Below are 17,475 nucleotides of genomic sequence, written 5' to 3'. Positions count from 1 at the left end.
TTAAAATTACACGGCAAAGTGCGATAGCCCGTTCAGACGATCAGGACGCTTATGAAAATTAAGGGAAAAGTAAAAAAACGCTATCTGCTGCTGGTGCTGGCATTGCTGATCGCAGGCATCTGGCTCTGGCGGACGCTCAACGCGCCGCTGCCGCAGTACCAGACCATGATTGTGCGCAAGGGCGATCTGGCGCAGAGCGTGCTTGCTACCGGCAAGCTGGATGCGTTGCGTAAAGTGGATGTCGGCGCGCAGGTCAGCGGGCAGCTCAAAACGCTGTCGGTCAGCATTGGCGATAAAGTGAAAAAGGATCAGTTGCTGGGCGTTATCGACCCGGAACAGGCGGAGAACCAGATTAAGGAAGTGGAAGCGACCCTGATGGAGCTGCGCGCGCAGCGGCGCCAGGCTGCGGCGGAACTGAAGCTTGCGCAAGTGACGCTTGCCCGCCAGCGGCGTCTGGCCCAGACGCAGGCGGTTTCACAACAGGATTTGGATACGGCGGCAACGGAACTGGCGGTTAAAGAAGCGCAGGCCGGCACCATCGACGCGCAAATTAAGCGCAACCAGGCTTCGCTGGATACCGCGAAAACCAACCTCGACTATACGCGTATTACCGCGCCTATCACGGGTGAAGTGACCCAGATAACCACGTTACAGGGCCAGACGGTTATTGCAGCGCAGCAGGCACCAAACATTCTTACCCTGGCCGATCTCAGCACGATGCTGGTAAAAGCGCAGGTTTCTGAAGCAGACGTTATTCATCTCAGGCCCGGGCAGAAGGCCTGGTTTACCGTGCTGGGCGACCCGCTAACCCGTTATGAAGGCACGCTGAAAGATATTCTGCCGACGCCGGAAAAAATCAACGACGCCATTTTCTACTATGCCCGCTTCGAAGTACCGAACCCGCAGGGCGTGCTGCGCCTTGAGATGACCGCGCAGGTGCATATTCAACTGGGCGGCGTTAAAAACGTGCTGACTATTCCGCTGGCGGCGCTGGGCGATCCGACAGGCGATAATCGCTATAAAGTTACGCTGCTGCGTAATGGCGAAACCCGGGAGCGCGAGGTGACCATCGGCGCCCGCAACGATACGCAAGTGGAAGTGGCGAAAGGCCTGGAGGAAGGGGATGAGGTCGTTACCGGCCGCGCCGCCGAAGGGAGTGCGCCATGAGCGCATTGCTTGAGCTAAATGGCATTCGCCGAAGCTACCCTTCCGCAGAAGAGCAGGTTGAAGTGCTGAAAGGGATCTCTCTTTCTATTGAAGCAGGCGAAATGGTGGCGATTGTCGGCGCTTCCGGTTCCGGCAAGTCGACGCTAATGAATATTCTCGGCTGTCTTGATAACCCCACCAGCGGCAGCTATCGGGTTGCAGGCGTTGATGTATCGACCTTAAGCGGCGATGAGCTGGCGCGGCTGCGGCGCGAACATTTTGGTTTTATCTTCCAGCGTTATCATTTGCTTTCACACCTGACGGCGACGCAAAACGTAGAAGTGCCGGCGATTTATGCCGGCATTGGGCGCAAACAGCGCCAGCAGCGCGCCCGGGACCTGCTCGCCCGGCTGGGTCTTGCTGAGCGTGTGGATTATCAGCCTTCGCAGCTCTCCGGCGGGCAGCAGCAGCGCGTGAGTATTGCCCGCGCGCTGATGAACGGCGGCCAGGTTATCCTGGCCGATGAGCCTACCGGCGCCCTCGACAGCCATTCCGGCGAAGAGGTAATGGCGACGCTGAAACAACTGCGCGATCGCGGCCATACGGTGATTATCGTCACGCATGACCCAACCGTCGCCGCGCAGGCAGAGCGCGTTATTGAAATTCGCGACGGCGAAATCATCAGCAACCCGCCGCCGCGCCAGACTGGCACGCGTCATAAAGCGCTGAACGAAGCGGCTCAGGCAAGCGGCGCATGGCAGCAGTTCGTCAGCAGCTTTCGCGAGGCGTTAACCATGGCCTGGCTTGCGATGGCCGCCAATAAAATGCGCACGCTGCTTACTATGCTCGGCATCATCATCGGCATCGCCTCGGTGGTGTCCATTGTGGTGGTGGGCGATGCGGCCAAACAGCTTGTACTTCAGGATATCCGCTCGATAGGGACGAACACGATTGATGTCTATCCCGGGAAAGATTTTGGCGATGACGACCCGCAGTATCAGCAAGCGCTGAAATATGAAGATTTAACGGCGATAGAGAAACAGCCCTGGGTGCGCTCCGCAACGCCTGCACTTTCACAAAACCTGCGCCTGCGTTATGGCAATGTCGATGTGGCGGCCAGCGCTAACGGCGTAAGCGGGCAATATTTTAATGTCTACGGCATGACCTTCAGCGAAGGCAACACATTTAATGATGAACAACTAAAAGGACGCGCTCAGGTTGTGGTGCTGGATCAAAACGCCCGCCGCCAGCTTTTTCCCAATAAAGTGAATGTGGTAGGGGAAATTATCCTGGTCGGCAATATGCCAGCGACAGTGATTGGCGTAGCGCAAGAGAAGCAGTCTATGTTCGGCAGCAGCAAAATCCTGCGCGCCTGGTTGCCCTATAACACCATGGCCGGGCGCATGATGGGGCAGTCTTGGCTGAACTCGATTACCGTTCGGGTAAATGAAGGCTATGACAGCACGCAGGCGGAGCAGCAGCTCACCCGCTTGCTGGCGTTGCGCCACGGCAAGAAAGATTTTTTCACCATGAATATGGATGGGCTGTTGAAAACGGCGGAAAAGACCACACGTACTCTTCAGCTCTTTCTTACGCTGGTCGCGGTCATTTCTTTGCTGGTGGGCGGCATTGGCGTTATGAATATCATGCTGGTATCGGTAACCGAGCGCACGCGTGAAATCGGGATTCGCATGGCGGTCGGGGCGAGAGCGGCCGATGTCTTGCAGCAATTTCTGATAGAAGCGGTGTTGGTTTGTCTTGTTGGCGGCGCGCTCGGCATCGCGCTTTCGCTCTTAATCGCGTTTCTGCTGCAACTGGTTTTACCCGGCTGGGAAATTGGTTTTTCGCCGCTTGCGCTGGCGACCGCTTTTCTTTGCTCTACCGCGACGGGCGTAATATTTGGTTGGTTGCCGGCGCGTAACGCCGCACGGCTTAACCCTGTCGACGCTCTGGCAAGAGAGTAAAGAAAAATGCCAGTCATCCGGACTGGCATTTTAAGAGCGGGATGTACACAATGAAACAGAAGAGTTACGCAACCGATTCTGCTTCGTAGGGCACGATCAGGCTGGCATGGTTGCCTTTTGGGCCCTGATGTACATCAAACCTGACCATTTGTCCGGCTTTAAGCGTTCTGTAACCGTCCATCTGAATAGTGGAATAATGCGCGAAGATATCTTCGCCGCCGCCTTCAGGACAGATGAAACCAAAGCCTTTGGCGTTATTGAACCATTTAACTGTACCCGTCTCCATGCTTCGACATCCTTCATAAGTCTTATTGAGTAAGATGGAATGAACCGGTGGGTAAGGGCGGGCTGTTCAAAACCTCGCCAACTCACGCTTGTACAATTTAGAGAAATCAACCATCGCGTCAAGCGTATGCAGGGGTGAGCCGGGCAAAAATGAGTCAAAAATTTGAAGCAGTTAACGCTATTTCCGTTAATGTGACAGAGCTCGCGAATAGCAGTAATAGGGGATTATTATCGGGCTGCTAAGGTAGATTCGGGGTGCGTATTCCCTCCACCAGAACCGTCAGGCAACGCCTGGCAAACCGTAACCACATCATGACGACTGGCAATGGGTAAAGCGAAAGGTTGGTTGGATTTTTACCAGTTGGCGGAAGATGAACTGCGCGAAGCGCTAAAACCGCCATCTATGTATAAAGTTATATTAATGAACGATGATTACACGCCAATGGAATTTGTTATTGACGTGCTACAAAAGTTCTTTTCTTATGATGTAGAACGTGCAACGCAACTGATGCTGACAGTTCACTATCAGGGAAAAGCCATCTGCGGCGTTTTCACCGCAGAAGTCGCGGAGACGAAAGTGGCCTTGGTGAACGATTATGCGAGGGAGAACGAGCATCCGTTGCTGTGTACGCTGGAAAAAGCCTGAATAAGGCAGACAATTGAGGGGGGTGCCTATGCTCAACCAAGAACTGGAACTCAGTTTAAATATGGCTTTCGCCAGAGCGCGCGAGCACCGACATGAGTTTATGACCGTCGAGCATCTGTTACTGGCTTTGCTCAGTAACCCATCGGCTCGCGAGGCGCTGGAAGCGTGCTCTGTGGATCTGGTGGCGCTTCGTCAGGAACTTGAGGCCTTCATCGAACAAACCACACCCGTCCTGCCCGTGAGCGAAGAAGAGCGCGATACCCAACCCACGCTCAGCTTCCAGCGCGTGTTGCAGCGTGCGGTGTTCCACGTTCAGTCTTCTGGTCGCAGCGAAGTGACCGGCGCTAACGTCTTAGTGGCGATTTTCAGCGAGCAGGAGTCCCAGGCGGCATACCTGCTGCGTAAGCATGAAGTGAGCCGGCTCGACGTGGTGAACTTTATCTCTCACGGAACCCGGAAAGACGAGCCTAACCAGGCCTCCGATCACACCAATCCAGTTAATGAAGAGCAAGCAGGCGGGGAGGAGCGTATGGAAAACTTCACCACCAATCTTAACCAGCTTGCTCGTGTAGGCGGCATCGACCCGCTGATTGGGCGTGACAAAGAGCTGGAGCGGACCATTCAGGTGCTCTGCCGCCGCCGTAAAAATAACCCGCTGCTGGTTGGCGAATCGGGCGTGGGGAAAACGGCGATTGCGGAAGGGCTCGCCTGGCGTATTGTGCAGGGCGACGTGCCGGAAGTAATGGCCGACTGCACTATCTATGCGCTGGATATCGGCTCGCTGCTGGCGGGAACGAAATACCGCGGTGATTTTGAAAAACGGTTCAAGGCGCTGCTTAAACAGCTGGAGCAGGATAACAACAGCATCCTGTTTATTGACGAAATCCACACTATCATCGGCGCGGGCGCCGCGTCCGGCGGACAAGTGGATGCCGCCAACCTGATTAAGCCGCTGCTTTCAAGCGGTAAAATCCGCGTGATGGGGTCGACGACCTATCAGGAGTTCAGCAATATTTTCGAAAAAGACCGCGCGCTGGCGCGTCGCTTCCAGAAAATTGATATTACTGAACCGAGCGTGGAAGAAACGGTACAGATTATTAACGGCCTGAAGCCGAAGTACGAAGCGCATCATGATGTGCGTTACACCGCGAAAGCGGTACGTGCCGCGGTGGAACTGGCGGTGAAATACATCAACGACCGCCATCTGCCTGATAAAGCTATTGACGTCATTGATGAAGCGGGCGCGCGGGCGCGTCTCATGCCGGTCAGCAAGCGTAAGAAAACGATCAACGTCGCAGATATCGAATCTGTTGTGGCCCGTATTGCCCGTATTCCGGAGAAAAGCGTTTCGGCAAGCGATCGCGATACGCTCAAGAGCCTGGGCGATCGTCTGAAAATGCTGGTCTTTGGCCAGGATAAAGCCATCGAGGCGTTAACCGAAGCGATCAAGATGAGCCGCGCCGGGCTGGGGCATGACCGTAAACCGGTAGGTTCCTTCCTCTTCGCCGGTCCAACCGGGGTAGGGAAAACCGAGGTAACGGTGCAGCTCTCTAAAGCGCTGGGCATCGAGCTGTTGCGCTTTGATATGTCTGAGTATATGGAGCGCCACACGGTGAGCCGCCTGATTGGCGCGCCTCCGGGGTATGTCGGGTTCGATCAGGGCGGGCTGTTAACCGACGCGGTGATCAAACATCCGCATGCGGTTCTGCTGCTTGATGAAATCGAAAAGGCGCATCCGGATGTCTTTAACCTGCTGTTGCAGGTAATGGATAACGGCACGCTGACCGATAACAACGGCCGCAAAGCGGATTTCCGTAACGTTATTCTGGTGATGACCACTAACGCTGGCGTGCGGGAAACCGAGCGTAAGTCGATTGGCCTTATTCACCAGGACAACAGCACCGACGCGATGGAAGAGATCAAGAAGGTGTTTACGCCGGAGTTCCGCAACCGTCTGGACAATATTATCTGGTTCAACCACCTCTCAACCGAGGTGATTCATCAGGTAGTCGACAAGTTTATTGTCGAGCTTCAGGCGCAGCTGGACCAGAAAGGCGTGTCGCTTGAGGTTAGTCAGGAAGCGCGCGACTGGCTGGCGGATAAAGGCTATGACCGTGCCATGGGCGCGCGTCCGATGTCCCGTGTTATTCAGGACAACCTGAAAAAACCGCTGGCGAACGAACTGCTGTTCGGCTCGCTGGTGGATGGCGGGCAGGTCATTGTGGCGCTGGATAAAGAAAAAGACCAGCTGACCTACAATTTCCACGGCGCGCAAAAACACAAGCCGGAAACGGCGCACTGACAGCGCGTAAGCCAATAAAAAAGGCCGGGATAATCCCGGCCTTTTTGTTTTCTGGCGTCGCCGCAAGGTGCGGCGAACGGAAATGCTTAGCGACTACGGAAGACAATGCGGCCTTTGCTCAGGTCGTACGGGGTCAGCTCAACAGTCACTTTGTCGCCCGTCAGAATGCGGATGTAGTTTTTACGCATTTTACCGGAGATATGGGCCGTTACCACATGACCGTTTTCCAGCTCAACGCGGAACATGGTGTTCGGTAACGTTTCCAGAACGGTACCCTGCATTTCAATATTGTCTTCTTTGGCCATCTAATCCTCTGGGGTATCACTACCGTAGTTTGAACCGGCAAGATAATGCCGAAGTTCACCTGTTAAGTAAAGATTTTGCGGGCAAATACACCGCAAGGTTAATTCCGAATGCTGTACACAACACTTCCTCGCGCGCGCGGCGCTGGCGTAAATGAGGCGATGAGATAAACGATGAGGGCGTTACCTGATGCGTGCCAGTCCCAAACGGCGGAGGGAGAATGCGCTGAATAATTCTGCGTGCTGTAGTATAACACCCTGACAAAAAATGTGCCGAAAACATTGCTTAACGCAGGCTGTTAAAGAGTGTTTTAGGTACCCAGCACGCCCCGGAGAGAGGGATCTGGCGCATTTCATCAAGATAAGCGAGATAGCTGCGCCGGGAAATTTCGATGGCGCCAAGCGAGGCGGTATGGGCATTCAGCACCTGGCAATCTATCAGCTTGCCGCCTTGTTGAGCAAAGTAATCGCAAAAGACCAGCAGCGCGGTTTTCGAACTGTTTTCCTGGCGGCTGAACATAGATTCGCCGCAAAACAGCGCCCCCTGGGCAACGCCGTACATACCGCCGACCAGTTCCTTTTCCCGCCACACTTCAATGGAATGCGCATGCCCAAGCTCATGGAGACGCTGCCAGGCAACCACGACTTCAGGGGTGATCCAGGTTCCGTCGCTGCGATCTTCCGCGCAGCCTTCGATCACGCGATCGAAAGCGTAATTTAGCGTTACGCTATAGGGCGACTGGCGATGAAAACGCTTCATGCTCCGGCTTAAGTGAAACGCTTCGGGAAAAAGCACGGCGCGCGGGTCGGGCGACCACCATAAGATAGGGTCGCCCGGCGAAAACCAGGGAAAGATGCCGCGCTGATAGGCCATTAACAGTCGCGCCGGGCTTAAATCGCCTCCTAACGCCAGCAGCCCGTTGGGCTCGCGCAGCGCGCCTTCAGGCGAGGGGAAGGCGATAGAATGACGAGAAAGCTGCACCAGACGCATGACGTCGTGTCTCCATACTACGCGGCAAGTTATCGTTCAATCATAGTCTACAGGCGCTGGTGAAACTGGTAATAACGCCCCTTTGAGGCCATTAATTCAGCGTGCTTACCTTGCTCAATTATTTCGCCGTTGTCCATCACAATTATTCGGTCAAAACGCATTAAGCCTTGCAGTCGATGCGTCACCATCAGCATTGTTTTTTCTTTTGCCACTTCTGTCAGCAAATCAAGGATCTGCTTCTCTGTTTCGGCATCCAGGCCTTCTGTCGGCTCATCAAGCAGCAGCAGCGGGGCGTTGTGCAGCAACGCGCGCGCGATGGCCAGACGGCGCAGCTCGCCGCCGGAGAGCTGGCGGCCGCCTTCGCCGAGCCAGGCGTTCAGGCCGCTGCCTTCAAGCAGCTTTTCCAGCCCCACACGCTCAAGCACGGCGCGCAACGCCTCGTCCCGGGCCTCAGGCGCGGCAAGAAGTAAATTATCGCGAAGCGTGGCGCTGAACAGGTGCACGCGCTGCGGAACGACGCTCATGGCGGCGCGCAAGGCGGCTTCGCTGAAGGTTTCGATCCGCTCGCCGTTTAGGGTAATGGCGCCGGTTGAAACGTCCCAGGCGCGCGTCAGTAGCTGCAAAAGGGTGGATTTACCGCAGCCGGTGCGGCCCAGCAGCGCGATATGTTCCCCTGCACTGATATCAAGCGTAATACCGCGAAGCGCAGGCTCGGTTTGTCCGGGATAGCGAAAAGCGACGTCGTTCAGCGCTAACGCGACGTTTTCCGGCGCGCTCTGCGAGGCATCAGGAAAAGTCACGTCCGGTTTCTGTTCAACGACCTGAGTCACGCGTCGGGCCGAGGCGATAACCTGTCCCAGATGCTGAAAAGCCCCGGTAACTGGCGCCAGCGCCTCAAAAGCCGCCAGCGCGCAAAATACGAAAAGGGCGATCAGCGCGCCGGGAGCATCGTTACCGCCGACGCCGCCTGCGGCCATCCAGAGCATCAGCACAACCGCAACGCCGCTGATAAGCAGCATCACCGCCTGCGACAATGCCGTCAGGCCAGCCTGCCGGCGCTGCGCCTCATGCCAGGCGAGTTCGCTGGCTTCCATCTCACCCCGGTAGCGATCGCTGGCGCCAAACAGGGTTAACTCCGCTTGCCCTTGCAGCCAGGCCGTAAGCTGTTGACGGTAGCTGGCGCGGTAGTGGGTTAGCGCTTCACCGGTAGGTTTGCCTGCGCGGTAGAAGAGGGGAGGCAGAAGAAGCAGCGTGCCCAGCATAATGCCGCCCAGCGTTAACGCCAGCGTGACATCAAGCCAGCTTAAGCCCAGCGTAACCACCGCGATGACCACCAGCGCGCCCACCAGCGGTGAGATCACCCGCAAATAGAGATGATCAAGGGTGTCTACATCAGCCACTAAACGGTTAAGCAATTCACCCTGACGAAAACGCGCCAGCCCTGCGGGAGAAAGGGGGAGCAGTTTACTGAAAGCAAATACCCGCAAGTGCTCCAGCACGCGAAAGGTGGCGTCGTGGCTGACCAGTCGTTCAAAATAGCGGCCAGCAGTGCGGATAATAGCCGCGCCGCGCACGCCTGCGGCAGGCAGCATATAGTTGAAACTGTAAACGCCCGCCACGCCCACGACAGCGGAAGCGGAAAGAAACCAACCGGAGAGCGTCAATAAACCGATGCTCGCCAGCAGCGTGACAATGGCGAGGGCAACGCCTAACGTCAGCAGCCACTTATGGCGTTTATAAAGCGCCAGATAAGGCAACAAAGCGCGCATTTAAATCTCCTCCTGACGATGGGCCAGCAGCGCGGCGAAAGGCCCCTGCGCGGCGGCAAGCGTTGCAAAATCGCCTTGCTCGATAATCTGTCCATCGCGCATAACCCAGATAGCGTCCCACGCCGCGAGGTGATCAAGCTGATGTGTCACCATGAGCGTAGTTTGCTGGGTAGAGGCGGCATCCAGCGCTTGCATGACGCGCTGTTCGCTGTGGGCATCAAGGCTGGCGGCAGGTTCGTCAAGCAGCAACAGGCCGCACGGAGAAAGCAATGCGCGGGCGACAGCCACCCGCTGCGCCTGGCCGACAGAGAGGCGAGAAGCCTGATCGCCGAGCGGGGTATCAATACCTTCAGGCAGCATCGGCAAAAACTCTTTTACCCAGGCCTTATCCAGGGCGGCATCGAGCGCGGCATCGCTTGCATCGGGGTTAGAAAGCAACACGTTTTCCCGAAGCGTGGCGGCGGGCAACTGCGGGTTCTGTCCGACCCAGCTAAGCTGACGCCGCCAGCTCTCAGGCGCCAGCTCCCGTAGCTCTGTACCATTTACCAGTACAGAACCTTCATAAGGCAGGAAGCCGGACAGTAAGTTGAGCAGCGAGCTTTTACCCGCGCCGCTCTGGCCTACCAGTACGGCGCGTTGGCCTGCCGGCAGGGAAAAGGTCAGCGGACCGGCCAGACGTTTTCCTTCCGGCGAAAGGATAATCAATTCCTTTGCTTCCAGCGCAATGGCGCCGCCTGGAGAGAGTTCAACGCTGCCGCGTTCGGGATGCTGCAAAGGCGTTTCAAGGAACGTCTTCAGGCTGTCGGCCGCGCCAGTAGCCTGCGCTTTGGCATGGTAAAAGGTGCCCAGATCGCGCAGCGGCTGGAAAAACTCAGGCGCCAGAATCAGCGCAAGAAAACCGGAAGCCAGGGTCACGCCTGCGCCATAATGGCCAAAGTTGAGTTCGCCGAGATAAGAGAAGCCAAAGTAGACCGCCACCAGCGCAATAGACAGCGAGGTAAAAAACTCCAGCACCCCCGATGAAAGAAATGCCAGACGCAACACTTCCATGGTTCGCTGGCGAAAATCTTGCGAAGCGCGACGAATTTGTTCGGTTTCCGCCGCGCCGCGGTGAAACAGACGCAGGGTTTCCATGCCGCGCAGACGGTCAAGAAAGTTGCCGCTCAGACGAGCCAGCGCCTGGAAGTTACGGCGGTTAGCGTCCGCCGCGCCCATCCCCACCATCGCCATAAACAGCGGAATGAGCGGTGCGGTGGCGAGCAAAATCAATGCCGCCGCCCAGTTTGAGGGGAATATCGCCAGTACAATTAACAACGGCACGCTGGCGGCCAGCGCCATTTGCGGCAGGTAACGGGCATAAAAGTCATGCATGTCGTCTACCTGTTCAAGGATAAGCGTGGCCCAACTGCCTGCGGGTTTTCCCTGGATCCATGCCGGCCCCGCCTGTTGCAGACGGTCGAGCACCAGGCTTCGGATATGCGCGCGAATATGCTGACCGGCGCGAAAGCCGATCTTCTCCCGCAGCCACACCACCCAGGCGCGCAGAACAAAAACGATAATCAGCAGCGCAAAGGGCAGCAGCAGCGCCTCGCGAGGGATCGCCTGCATGATCATGCTGTTCAGAAGATAAGCCAGCAGCCAGGCCTGGGCGACGATAAGCACGCCGCTGATGACGCCGGTCAGGCGCGACAGATTAAGCCAGCGACGGGAAATCACACTTTGCTGTTTTAACCAGCGGGTCAGTTCTTGTTGACGGGTTTTATTCATGGCGTGCAGTAAACAGATGAAGTCCATTAAGCTCGCCGGGCGGCGAAGGTGCACGCAATGTTACAACGGGGCAAAAAGAAAGGCGACTGATTCGTCGCCCTGGTCAACTTGCAGAATTAGCTGTTGTTTTCAGCAAGGCCGTCAAGATAGCGTTCTGCATCCAGCGCCGCCATACAGCCGGTGCCGGCGGAGGTAATCGCCTGACGATAGATATGATCCATAACGTCGCCCGCGGCAAAAACGCCCGGTACGCTGGTCTGAGTCGCGTTGCCATGAATGCCGGACTGCACTTTAATGTAGCCGTTTTCCAGCGCCAGCTGACCTTCGAAGATAGCGGTGTTCGGGCTGTGGCCGATAGCCACGAAAAGACCGGCCACTTCCAGCGATTCAACATGATCCGGGTTTTGCGTATCGCGGATACGCAGGCCCGCAACGCCCATTTGATCGCCCGTCACTTCTTCAAGTGTGCGGTTGGTATGCAGCACGATATTGCCGCTTTCCACTTTATCCATCAGGCGCTTGATAAGAATTTTTTCTGCGCGGAACGTTTCGCGACGGTGAATCAGATGCACCTCGGAAGCGATATTCGCCAGATACAGCGCTTCTTCCACTGCCGTGTTGCCGCCGCCGATAACCGCCACTTTCTGGTTACGGTAGAAAAAGCCGTCGCAGGTTGCACAGGCGGAAACGCCGCGGCCTTTAAACGCTTCTTCCGAGGGCAGGCCCAGGTAACGCGCCGAAGCGCCGGTTGCGATGATAAGCGCGTCGCAAGTGTACTCGCCGTTGTCGCCGGTCAGGCGGAACGGACGGTTTTGCAAATCCACTTTGTTGATATGATCGAACAGAATTTCTGTCTCGAACTTTGCCGCATGCTCGTGCATACGTTCCATCAGCAACGGCCCGGTGAGATCATGCGGGTCGCCCGGCCAGTTTTCCACTTCGGTAGTGGTAGTGAGCTGGCCGCCTTTTTCCATACCGGTGATTAAGACCGGGTTCAGGTTGGCGCGCGCAGCATAGACCGCCGCGGTGTATCCCGCAGGGCCAGAGCCAAGAATAAGCAGCTTACTGTGTTTAGCCGTGCCCATGAGATCCTCATTGTTGTTGGCAGACAATGGGCTGGATTGTAGGGAATTTAAGAAAGTAAAAAAAGGGCGCAGCAATTTTGTTAACGATGTGTGTAATAGAAAAGGCCGATGAATGAGTAAAATTCACCCGTTTTGATTATTAAATTTACTTCTAATTATCGTCACGCTATCAGGTGATAAAATGAGGAATAATCGCTGGTCGTTATCAGTGTCTGGCACGTTCTACTAAAAAAAGATGTTTTGCTTTGACAATCCCCTGCGCTTTTGCGAAAACATTCGAGGAAGAAAATAGCATTTACTCTGGCTTAAGCGCATTCGCGCATAAAGAGCGTGCAATTTATCCGTGTCATTGAAATCTACGCATGGTGTGGACAGACGCCATGCGTGATGTCGACGACTGCCTGTGGGCAACGGTCTTCTTACATTAGACCCTGAACAGTGAAGTGAACAGGGTAGTGGCAGGTGTAGGGAAGGAATACAGAGAGACAATAATAATGGTAGATAGCAAGAAGCGCCCTGGCAAAGATCTCGACCGTATCGATCGTAACATTCTTAATGAGCTGCAAAAGGATGGGCGTATTTCTAACGTCGAGCTTTCAAAAAGAGTGGGACTTTCACCGACGCCGTGCCTTGAGCGCGTTCGTCGACTGGAAAGACAAGGGTTTATCCAGGGCTATACGGCGCTGCTGAACCCGCATTATCTGGATGCATCACTGCTGGTGTTTGTTGAGATTACTCTGAATCGCGGCGCGCCCGATGTATTTGAGCAATTTAACGCCGCAGTGCAAAAACTGGAAGAAATTCAGGAGTGTCATCTGGTTTCCGGTGATTTCGACTACTTGTTGAAAACGCGCGTGCCTGATATGTCCGCTTACCGTAAATTACTCGGTGAGACCTTACTGCGTCTGCCTGGCGTGAACGACACGCGCACTTACGTGGTAATGGAAGAGGTTAAACAGAGCAATCGTCTGGTTATCAAGACTCGCTAACGCACAAGTGGTGCAAATCGGGCGCAGTTTGAGTACACTCCTGTTAATCCATACAGCAACAGTGTCGGGGTAACCCGGCGCTGTTGTCCGTTTTAGTTACAAGGACCTGGAGAGCCTTTCTTGAGCCAGGAATACACCGAAGACAAAGAAGTCACACTGACCAAATTAAGCAGCGGTCGCCGTTTGCTGGAGGCGATGCTGATCCTCGTCGTGCTGTTTGCCGTCTGGCTGATGGCCGCGCTTTTGAGTTTCAACCCCTCTGATCCCAGCTGGTCGCAAACCGCCTGGCATGAGCCTATTCATAATCTTGGCGGCGCCCCTGGCGCATGGCTCGCCGACACGCTGTTCTTTATCTTCGGCGTGATGGCTTACACCATCCCGGTGATTATCGTAGGCGGCTGCTGGTTTGCCTGGCGTCATCGCAGCAACGAAGACTATATCGACTATTTTGCGGTCTCGCTGCGGCTGATCGGCGTGATTGCCCTCATTCTTACCTCCTGCGGTCTGGCGGCAATCAACGTCGACGATATCTGGTATTTCGCCTCCGGCGGCGTTATCGGCAGCCTCCTTAGCACCGCCATGATGCCTTTGCTTAACAGCAGCGGCGGCACTATCGCGCTTTTATGCGTCTGGGGCGCCGGGCTGACGCTATTTACCGGCTGGTCATGGGTCAGCATCGCTGAGAAAATCGGCAGCGTTGTCCTGAGCGTACTGACGTTCGCCAGCAATCGCACTCGTCGCGATGACACCTGGCAGGATGACGAATACGAATACGATGATGAAGACGAAGAGCACGACGAATATGAAGAGGAAGCGCGCGAACCTGTTAAGGCAAAAGGAGAGTCCCGCCGCGCACGTATTCTTCGTGGTGCTTTAGCGCGCCGTCAGCGCCTTGCTGAAAAATTCGCCAATCCTGTGGGGCGCAAAACCGATGCGGCGCTCTTTTCAGGCAAGCGCATGGACGATGAAGATGACGTTCTTTATACGGCGCGAGGCGTTGCAGCCGATCCTGATGATGTGCTTTTTTCCGGCCACAGGGTTACGCAAGAGTATGTGGATGAAAACGATCCGCTGTTAAAAGGCTATCCAGTGACAGAACCGGTTGCCGCAGCGGCGGCGGCCACGACCGCGGCGCAGGCCTGGGCTGCGCCTGAAGAGGCGGTGATGTCCGCTGAGCCGGTCGCAACGCCTGCGCCACAGGCTGCAATGGATACGCCCGCTGTCGCCTGGCAGCATGCGCCAACCGTGCAAGGACCCGATCCGGTTATCGCCCCTGCGCCGGATAACTATCTGACTCAGCCGGGCGCCATGCAGCCCCAGATGCCAGCGTCTCAACAGGCGTGGGCAGATAATACGCCGGGATACGCTTCTCCTGAGCCGTATCAACAACCCGTATCGCCTGCGCCACCTCAACCCCATTCGCATCCCTGGGATGAACAGTCTCATTCTCAGGATAATACCCGGCAGTGGGCAGCGCCTGCGCAGGATCCGGTTAACCCGGCCTGGGAAGCGCCCGCCGCGCCGGAACCCGTTATCGAGCCGCAGGAAGTGAAACCCGCCAGGCCGCCGCTTTATCATTTTGAAGAAGTGGAGGCGCAACGCGCCCGCGAGCGTGAGCAACTGGCTGCCTGGTATCAACCCGTTCCGGAACCCGTTCAACAGCACGAAACGCCTGCGCCAGCCGCTAAGCCTGCTTTTGATGCTTCATCCTCTGCCTTACCATTCGGTTTGCCAGATGCATCATCAACAGGCATCTCCGCGGCCTCTGCGGCGCCGGTTGTTAAAGAAGCGGTTAAAGCGGCAGGCGTCGCCGCAGCCGTAACTGCGCCTGTCTTTAGCGTTGCTGGCGATGCGCCTCGTCCGCAGGTAAAAGAGGGGATTGGCCCGCAGTTGCCGCGACCGAATCGCGTTCGCGTACCAACGCGCCGCGAGTTGGCTTCTTATGGCATTAAATTGCCTTCGCAACGCATGGCGGAAGAACAGGCCCGCGAGGCGGAGCGGCGTCAGGCTGAACAGGCTTACATGTCAGATGAAGAAGCTGAAGCGCAGCAGCAGGATGAGTTGGCTCGCCAGTTTGCCTCTTCCCAGCAACAGCGCTACGGCGAGACCTATGCGCCAGACCAGCATCACGCTCCTGAAGATGAAGAGGCTGCCGAGCAGGCAGAGCTGGCGCGTCAGTTCGCTTCAGCCCAGCAGCAACGCTATGCTGCGCAGCAGCCTGCGGGCGCTTCGCCTTTCTCGCTGGACGATTTCGACTTTTCCCCGACAAAGGCGCTATTAGACGACGGCCCGAGCGAACCGTTATTTACCCCCGGCTTTAGTGAACCCGCTGTCGAGGCTCGTCAGCCGCAGCCGCAGCAGCCGGTTCAGCCGCCTGCCTATCAGGCGCAGCAGCAGCCGGTTCAGCCGCCTGCGTATCAGACGCAGCCGCAACAGCCGGTTCAGCCGCCTGCCTATCAGGCGCAGCAGCAGCCGGTTCAGCCGCCTGCTTATCAGACGCAGCCGCAACAGCCGGTTCAGCCGCCTGCGTATCAGGCGCAGCCGGTTCAGCAGTCTGCTCCGCCTTCGTCTGGCGGGCTTATTCATCCGCTGTTGATGCGCAATGGCGAAGAACGCCCGGCTCATAAACCGACTACGCCGCTGCCATCGCTGGATCTTCTCTCATCGCCGCCTGCCGAGGTGGAGCCGGTTGATACGTTCGCGCTGGAGCAAATGGCGCGTCTGGTAGAAGCGCGTCTGGCAGATTTTCGTATTAAAGCCGATGTGGTGAATTACTCTCCGGGGCCGGTTATCACCCGTTTTGAGTTGAACCTTGCACCCGGCGTCAAAGCAGCGCGCATTTCTAACCTCTCACGGGATCTTGCTCGTTCGCTTTCCACCGTAGCGGTACGTGTTGTTGAGGTTATCCCTGGCAAACCTTATGTGGGTCTTGAACTGCCCAACAAGAAGCGTCAGACGGTATACCTGCGTGAGGTACTGGATTGCGATAAATTCCGCGATAATCCGTCTCCGCTTTCGGTCGTGCTGGGTAAAGATATCGCTGGCGAACCTGTTGTTGCTGACCTGGCGAAAATGCCGCACCTTCTGGTGGCGGGCACCACTGGCTCAGGTAAGTCAGTTGGCGTAAACGCCATGATCCTCAGCATGCTCTATAAAGCGACGCCGGAAGAGGTGCGCTTTATCATGATCGACCCGAAAATGCTTGAGCTGTCTGTATATGAGGGGATCCCGCACCTGTTGACGGAAGTTGTCACCGACATGAAAGATGCCGCCAATGCGTTGCGCTGGAGCGTCAACGAAATGGAGCGTCGTTATAAGCTGATGTCGGCGCTGGGTGTGCGAAATCTTGCGGGCTACAACGAGAAGATAATGGAAGCGGAACGTATGGGCCGCCCCATCCCCGATCCTTACTGGAAGCCGGGCGACAGCATGGATGCTACGCACCCGGTGCTGGAAAAACTGCCTTACATCGTAGTGATGGTAGATGAATTTGCCGATCTGATGATGACGGTGGGTAAAAAAGTCGAAGAGCTTATCGCACGCCTTGCGCAAAAGGCGCGTGCGGCAGGTATCCACCTGGTGCTGGCGACACAGCGTCCTTCCGTGGATGTTATTACTGGCTTGATCAAAGCCAACATCCCCACGCGTATCGCTTTTACCGTATCCAGCAAAATCGACTCCCGCACTATTCTCGACCAGGGCGGCGCGGAGTCGCTGCTCGGCATGGGGGATATGCTTTATTCCGGCCCGAACTCTTCTATTCCGGTGCGTGTGCATGGCGCGTTTGTCCGCGATCAGGAAGTTCACGCTGTGGTGCAAGACTGGAAAGCTCGCGGCCGTCCGCAATACGTTGAAGGCATCACCTCAGATGGCGACAGCGAAGGCGGTGGCGGCGGCTTCGACGGCGGCGAGGAGCTTGATCCGCTGTTCGATCAGGCCGTGGCTTTTGTGGTTGAAAAACGCAAGGCCTCCATTTCAGGCGTTCAGCGTCAGTTCCGTATTGGCTACAACCGTGCGGCGCGAATTATTGAGCAAATGGAGATGCAGGGCATCGTCAGCGAACAAGGCCATAACGGCAACCGCGAAGTTCTGGCTCCGCCGCCTTTTGAGTAATACCGGTACGCCTCGTTTTCACTGCTGAGGACGGGGCGTTTCTCACCACCTTCTTGTCTGGTTTTTGCAAAGATGGGTAAACAAGTCAAAAATCAGCATTTTCTTCTGTCGGCCGT

At 56.2% G+C, this 17,475-nt stretch carries 12 protein-coding genes; 6 read left to right on the top strand and 6 right to left on the bottom strand.

Translation table 11 applies throughout. From position 1 onward, the window contains the following. Positions 1-51 precede the first annotated feature (51 nt). Together macA and macB are read left to right on the top strand one after the other, a co-directional pair. The gene (macA, locus tag DW56_RS08220) at positions 52-1,167 is read left to right on the top strand and encodes a macrolide transporter subunit MacA (protein WP_024561998.1); all 1,116 of its coding nucleotides are present in this window, start codon (positions 52-54) and stop codon (positions 1,165-1,167) included. Beyond that, the gene (gene macB / locus DW56_RS08215) at positions 1,164-3,110 is read left to right on the top strand and encodes a macrolide ABC transporter ATP-binding protein/permease MacB (protein WP_024554080.1); all 1,947 of its coding nucleotides are present in this window, start codon (positions 1,164-1,166) and stop codon (positions 3,108-3,110) included. The genes macA and macB overlap by 4 nt, the downstream gene beginning before the upstream one ends. A gap of 64 nt (positions 3,111-3,174) precedes the next feature. Here the strand turns inward: macB and cspD are convergent, their stop codons facing one another. Continuing rightward, a complete protein-coding gene (gene cspD / locus DW56_RS08210) occupies positions 3,175-3,396 on the bottom strand; it encodes a cold shock-like protein CspD (RefSeq protein WP_024561997.1) in 222 nt (73 codons plus the stop codon). 324 nt (positions 3,397-3,720) lie between these two features. On the opposite strand from cspD, the gene clpS reads away from it, so the two are divergent. Both clpS and clpA read left to right on the top strand, forming a co-directional pair. Beyond that, positions 3,721-4,041: an ATP-dependent Clp protease adapter ClpS gene (gene clpS / locus DW56_RS08205; RefSeq protein ID WP_024554078.1), complete on the top strand. Its 321-nt coding sequence runs from the start codon at positions 3,721-3,723 to the stop codon at positions 4,039-4,041. 28 nt (positions 4,042-4,069) lie between these two features. Continuing rightward, on the top strand, positions 4,070-6,343 hold the full coding sequence (gene clpA / locus DW56_RS08200; RefSeq protein WP_024554077.1) for an ATP-dependent Clp protease ATP-binding subunit ClpA: 2,274 nt from the start codon (positions 4,070-4,072) through the stop codon (positions 6,341-6,343). Between the two features lie 86 nt (positions 6,344-6,429). Here the strand turns inward: clpA and infA are convergent, their stop codons facing one another. From infA to trxB, 5 genes are all read right to left on the bottom strand, one after another. Beyond that, entirely contained in the window at positions 6,430-6,648 is a 219-nt protein-coding gene (gene infA, locus DW56_RS08195; RefSeq protein ID WP_001040187.1) for a translation initiation factor IF-1, read from the bottom strand. Positions 6,649-6,931: 283 nt separating this feature from the next. Next, positions 6,932-7,636 carry a leucyl/phenylalanyl-tRNA--protein transferase gene (aat, locus tag DW56_RS08190; protein ID WP_024554076.1) on the bottom strand — a complete coding sequence of 235 codons (705 nt, stop codon included), beginning with the start codon at positions 7,634-7,636 and terminating at the stop codon, positions 6,932-6,934. A gap of 47 nt (positions 7,637-7,683) precedes the next feature. Beyond that, positions 7,684-9,405, bottom strand: coding sequence for a heme ABC transporter ATP-binding protein/permease CydC (cydC, locus tag DW56_RS08185; protein WP_024561996.1), 1,722 nt, complete (start codon positions 9,403-9,405; stop codon positions 7,684-7,686). Beyond that, complete coding sequence (gene cydD / locus DW56_RS08180; RefSeq protein ID WP_024553851.1) at positions 9,406-11,172, bottom strand: heme ABC transporter permease/ATP-binding protein CydD; 1,767 nt, start codon at positions 11,170-11,172, stop codon at positions 9,406-9,408. A gap of 116 nt (positions 11,173-11,288) precedes the next feature. Beyond that, positions 11,289-12,257, bottom strand: coding sequence for a thioredoxin-disulfide reductase (gene trxB, locus DW56_RS08175; RefSeq protein WP_024553850.1), 969 nt, complete (start codon positions 12,255-12,257; stop codon positions 11,289-11,291). 494 nt (positions 12,258-12,751) lie between these two features. On the opposite strand from trxB, the gene lrp reads away from it, so the two are divergent. Both lrp and ftsK read left to right on the top strand, forming a co-directional pair. Further along, complete coding sequence (gene lrp / locus DW56_RS08170) at positions 12,752-13,246, top strand: leucine-responsive transcriptional regulator Lrp (RefSeq protein ID WP_000228469.1); 495 nt, start codon at positions 12,752-12,754, stop codon at positions 13,244-13,246. 120 nt (positions 13,247-13,366) lie between these two features. Then, positions 13,367-17,359, top strand: coding sequence for a DNA translocase FtsK (ftsK, locus tag DW56_RS08165; RefSeq protein ID WP_029589756.1), 3,993 nt, complete (start codon positions 13,367-13,369; stop codon positions 17,357-17,359). The last annotated feature ends 116 nt before the right edge of the window (positions 17,360-17,475 follow it).

It is taken from the genome of Franconibacter helveticus LMG 23732 (assembly GCF_000463115.2).
Classification (GTDB): domain Bacteria; phylum Pseudomonadota; class Gammaproteobacteria; order Enterobacterales; family Enterobacteriaceae; genus Franconibacter; species Franconibacter helveticus.
Note: the sequence above shows the minus strand (reverse complement) of the source record. Positions and strands in the feature narration are given on the sequence as shown.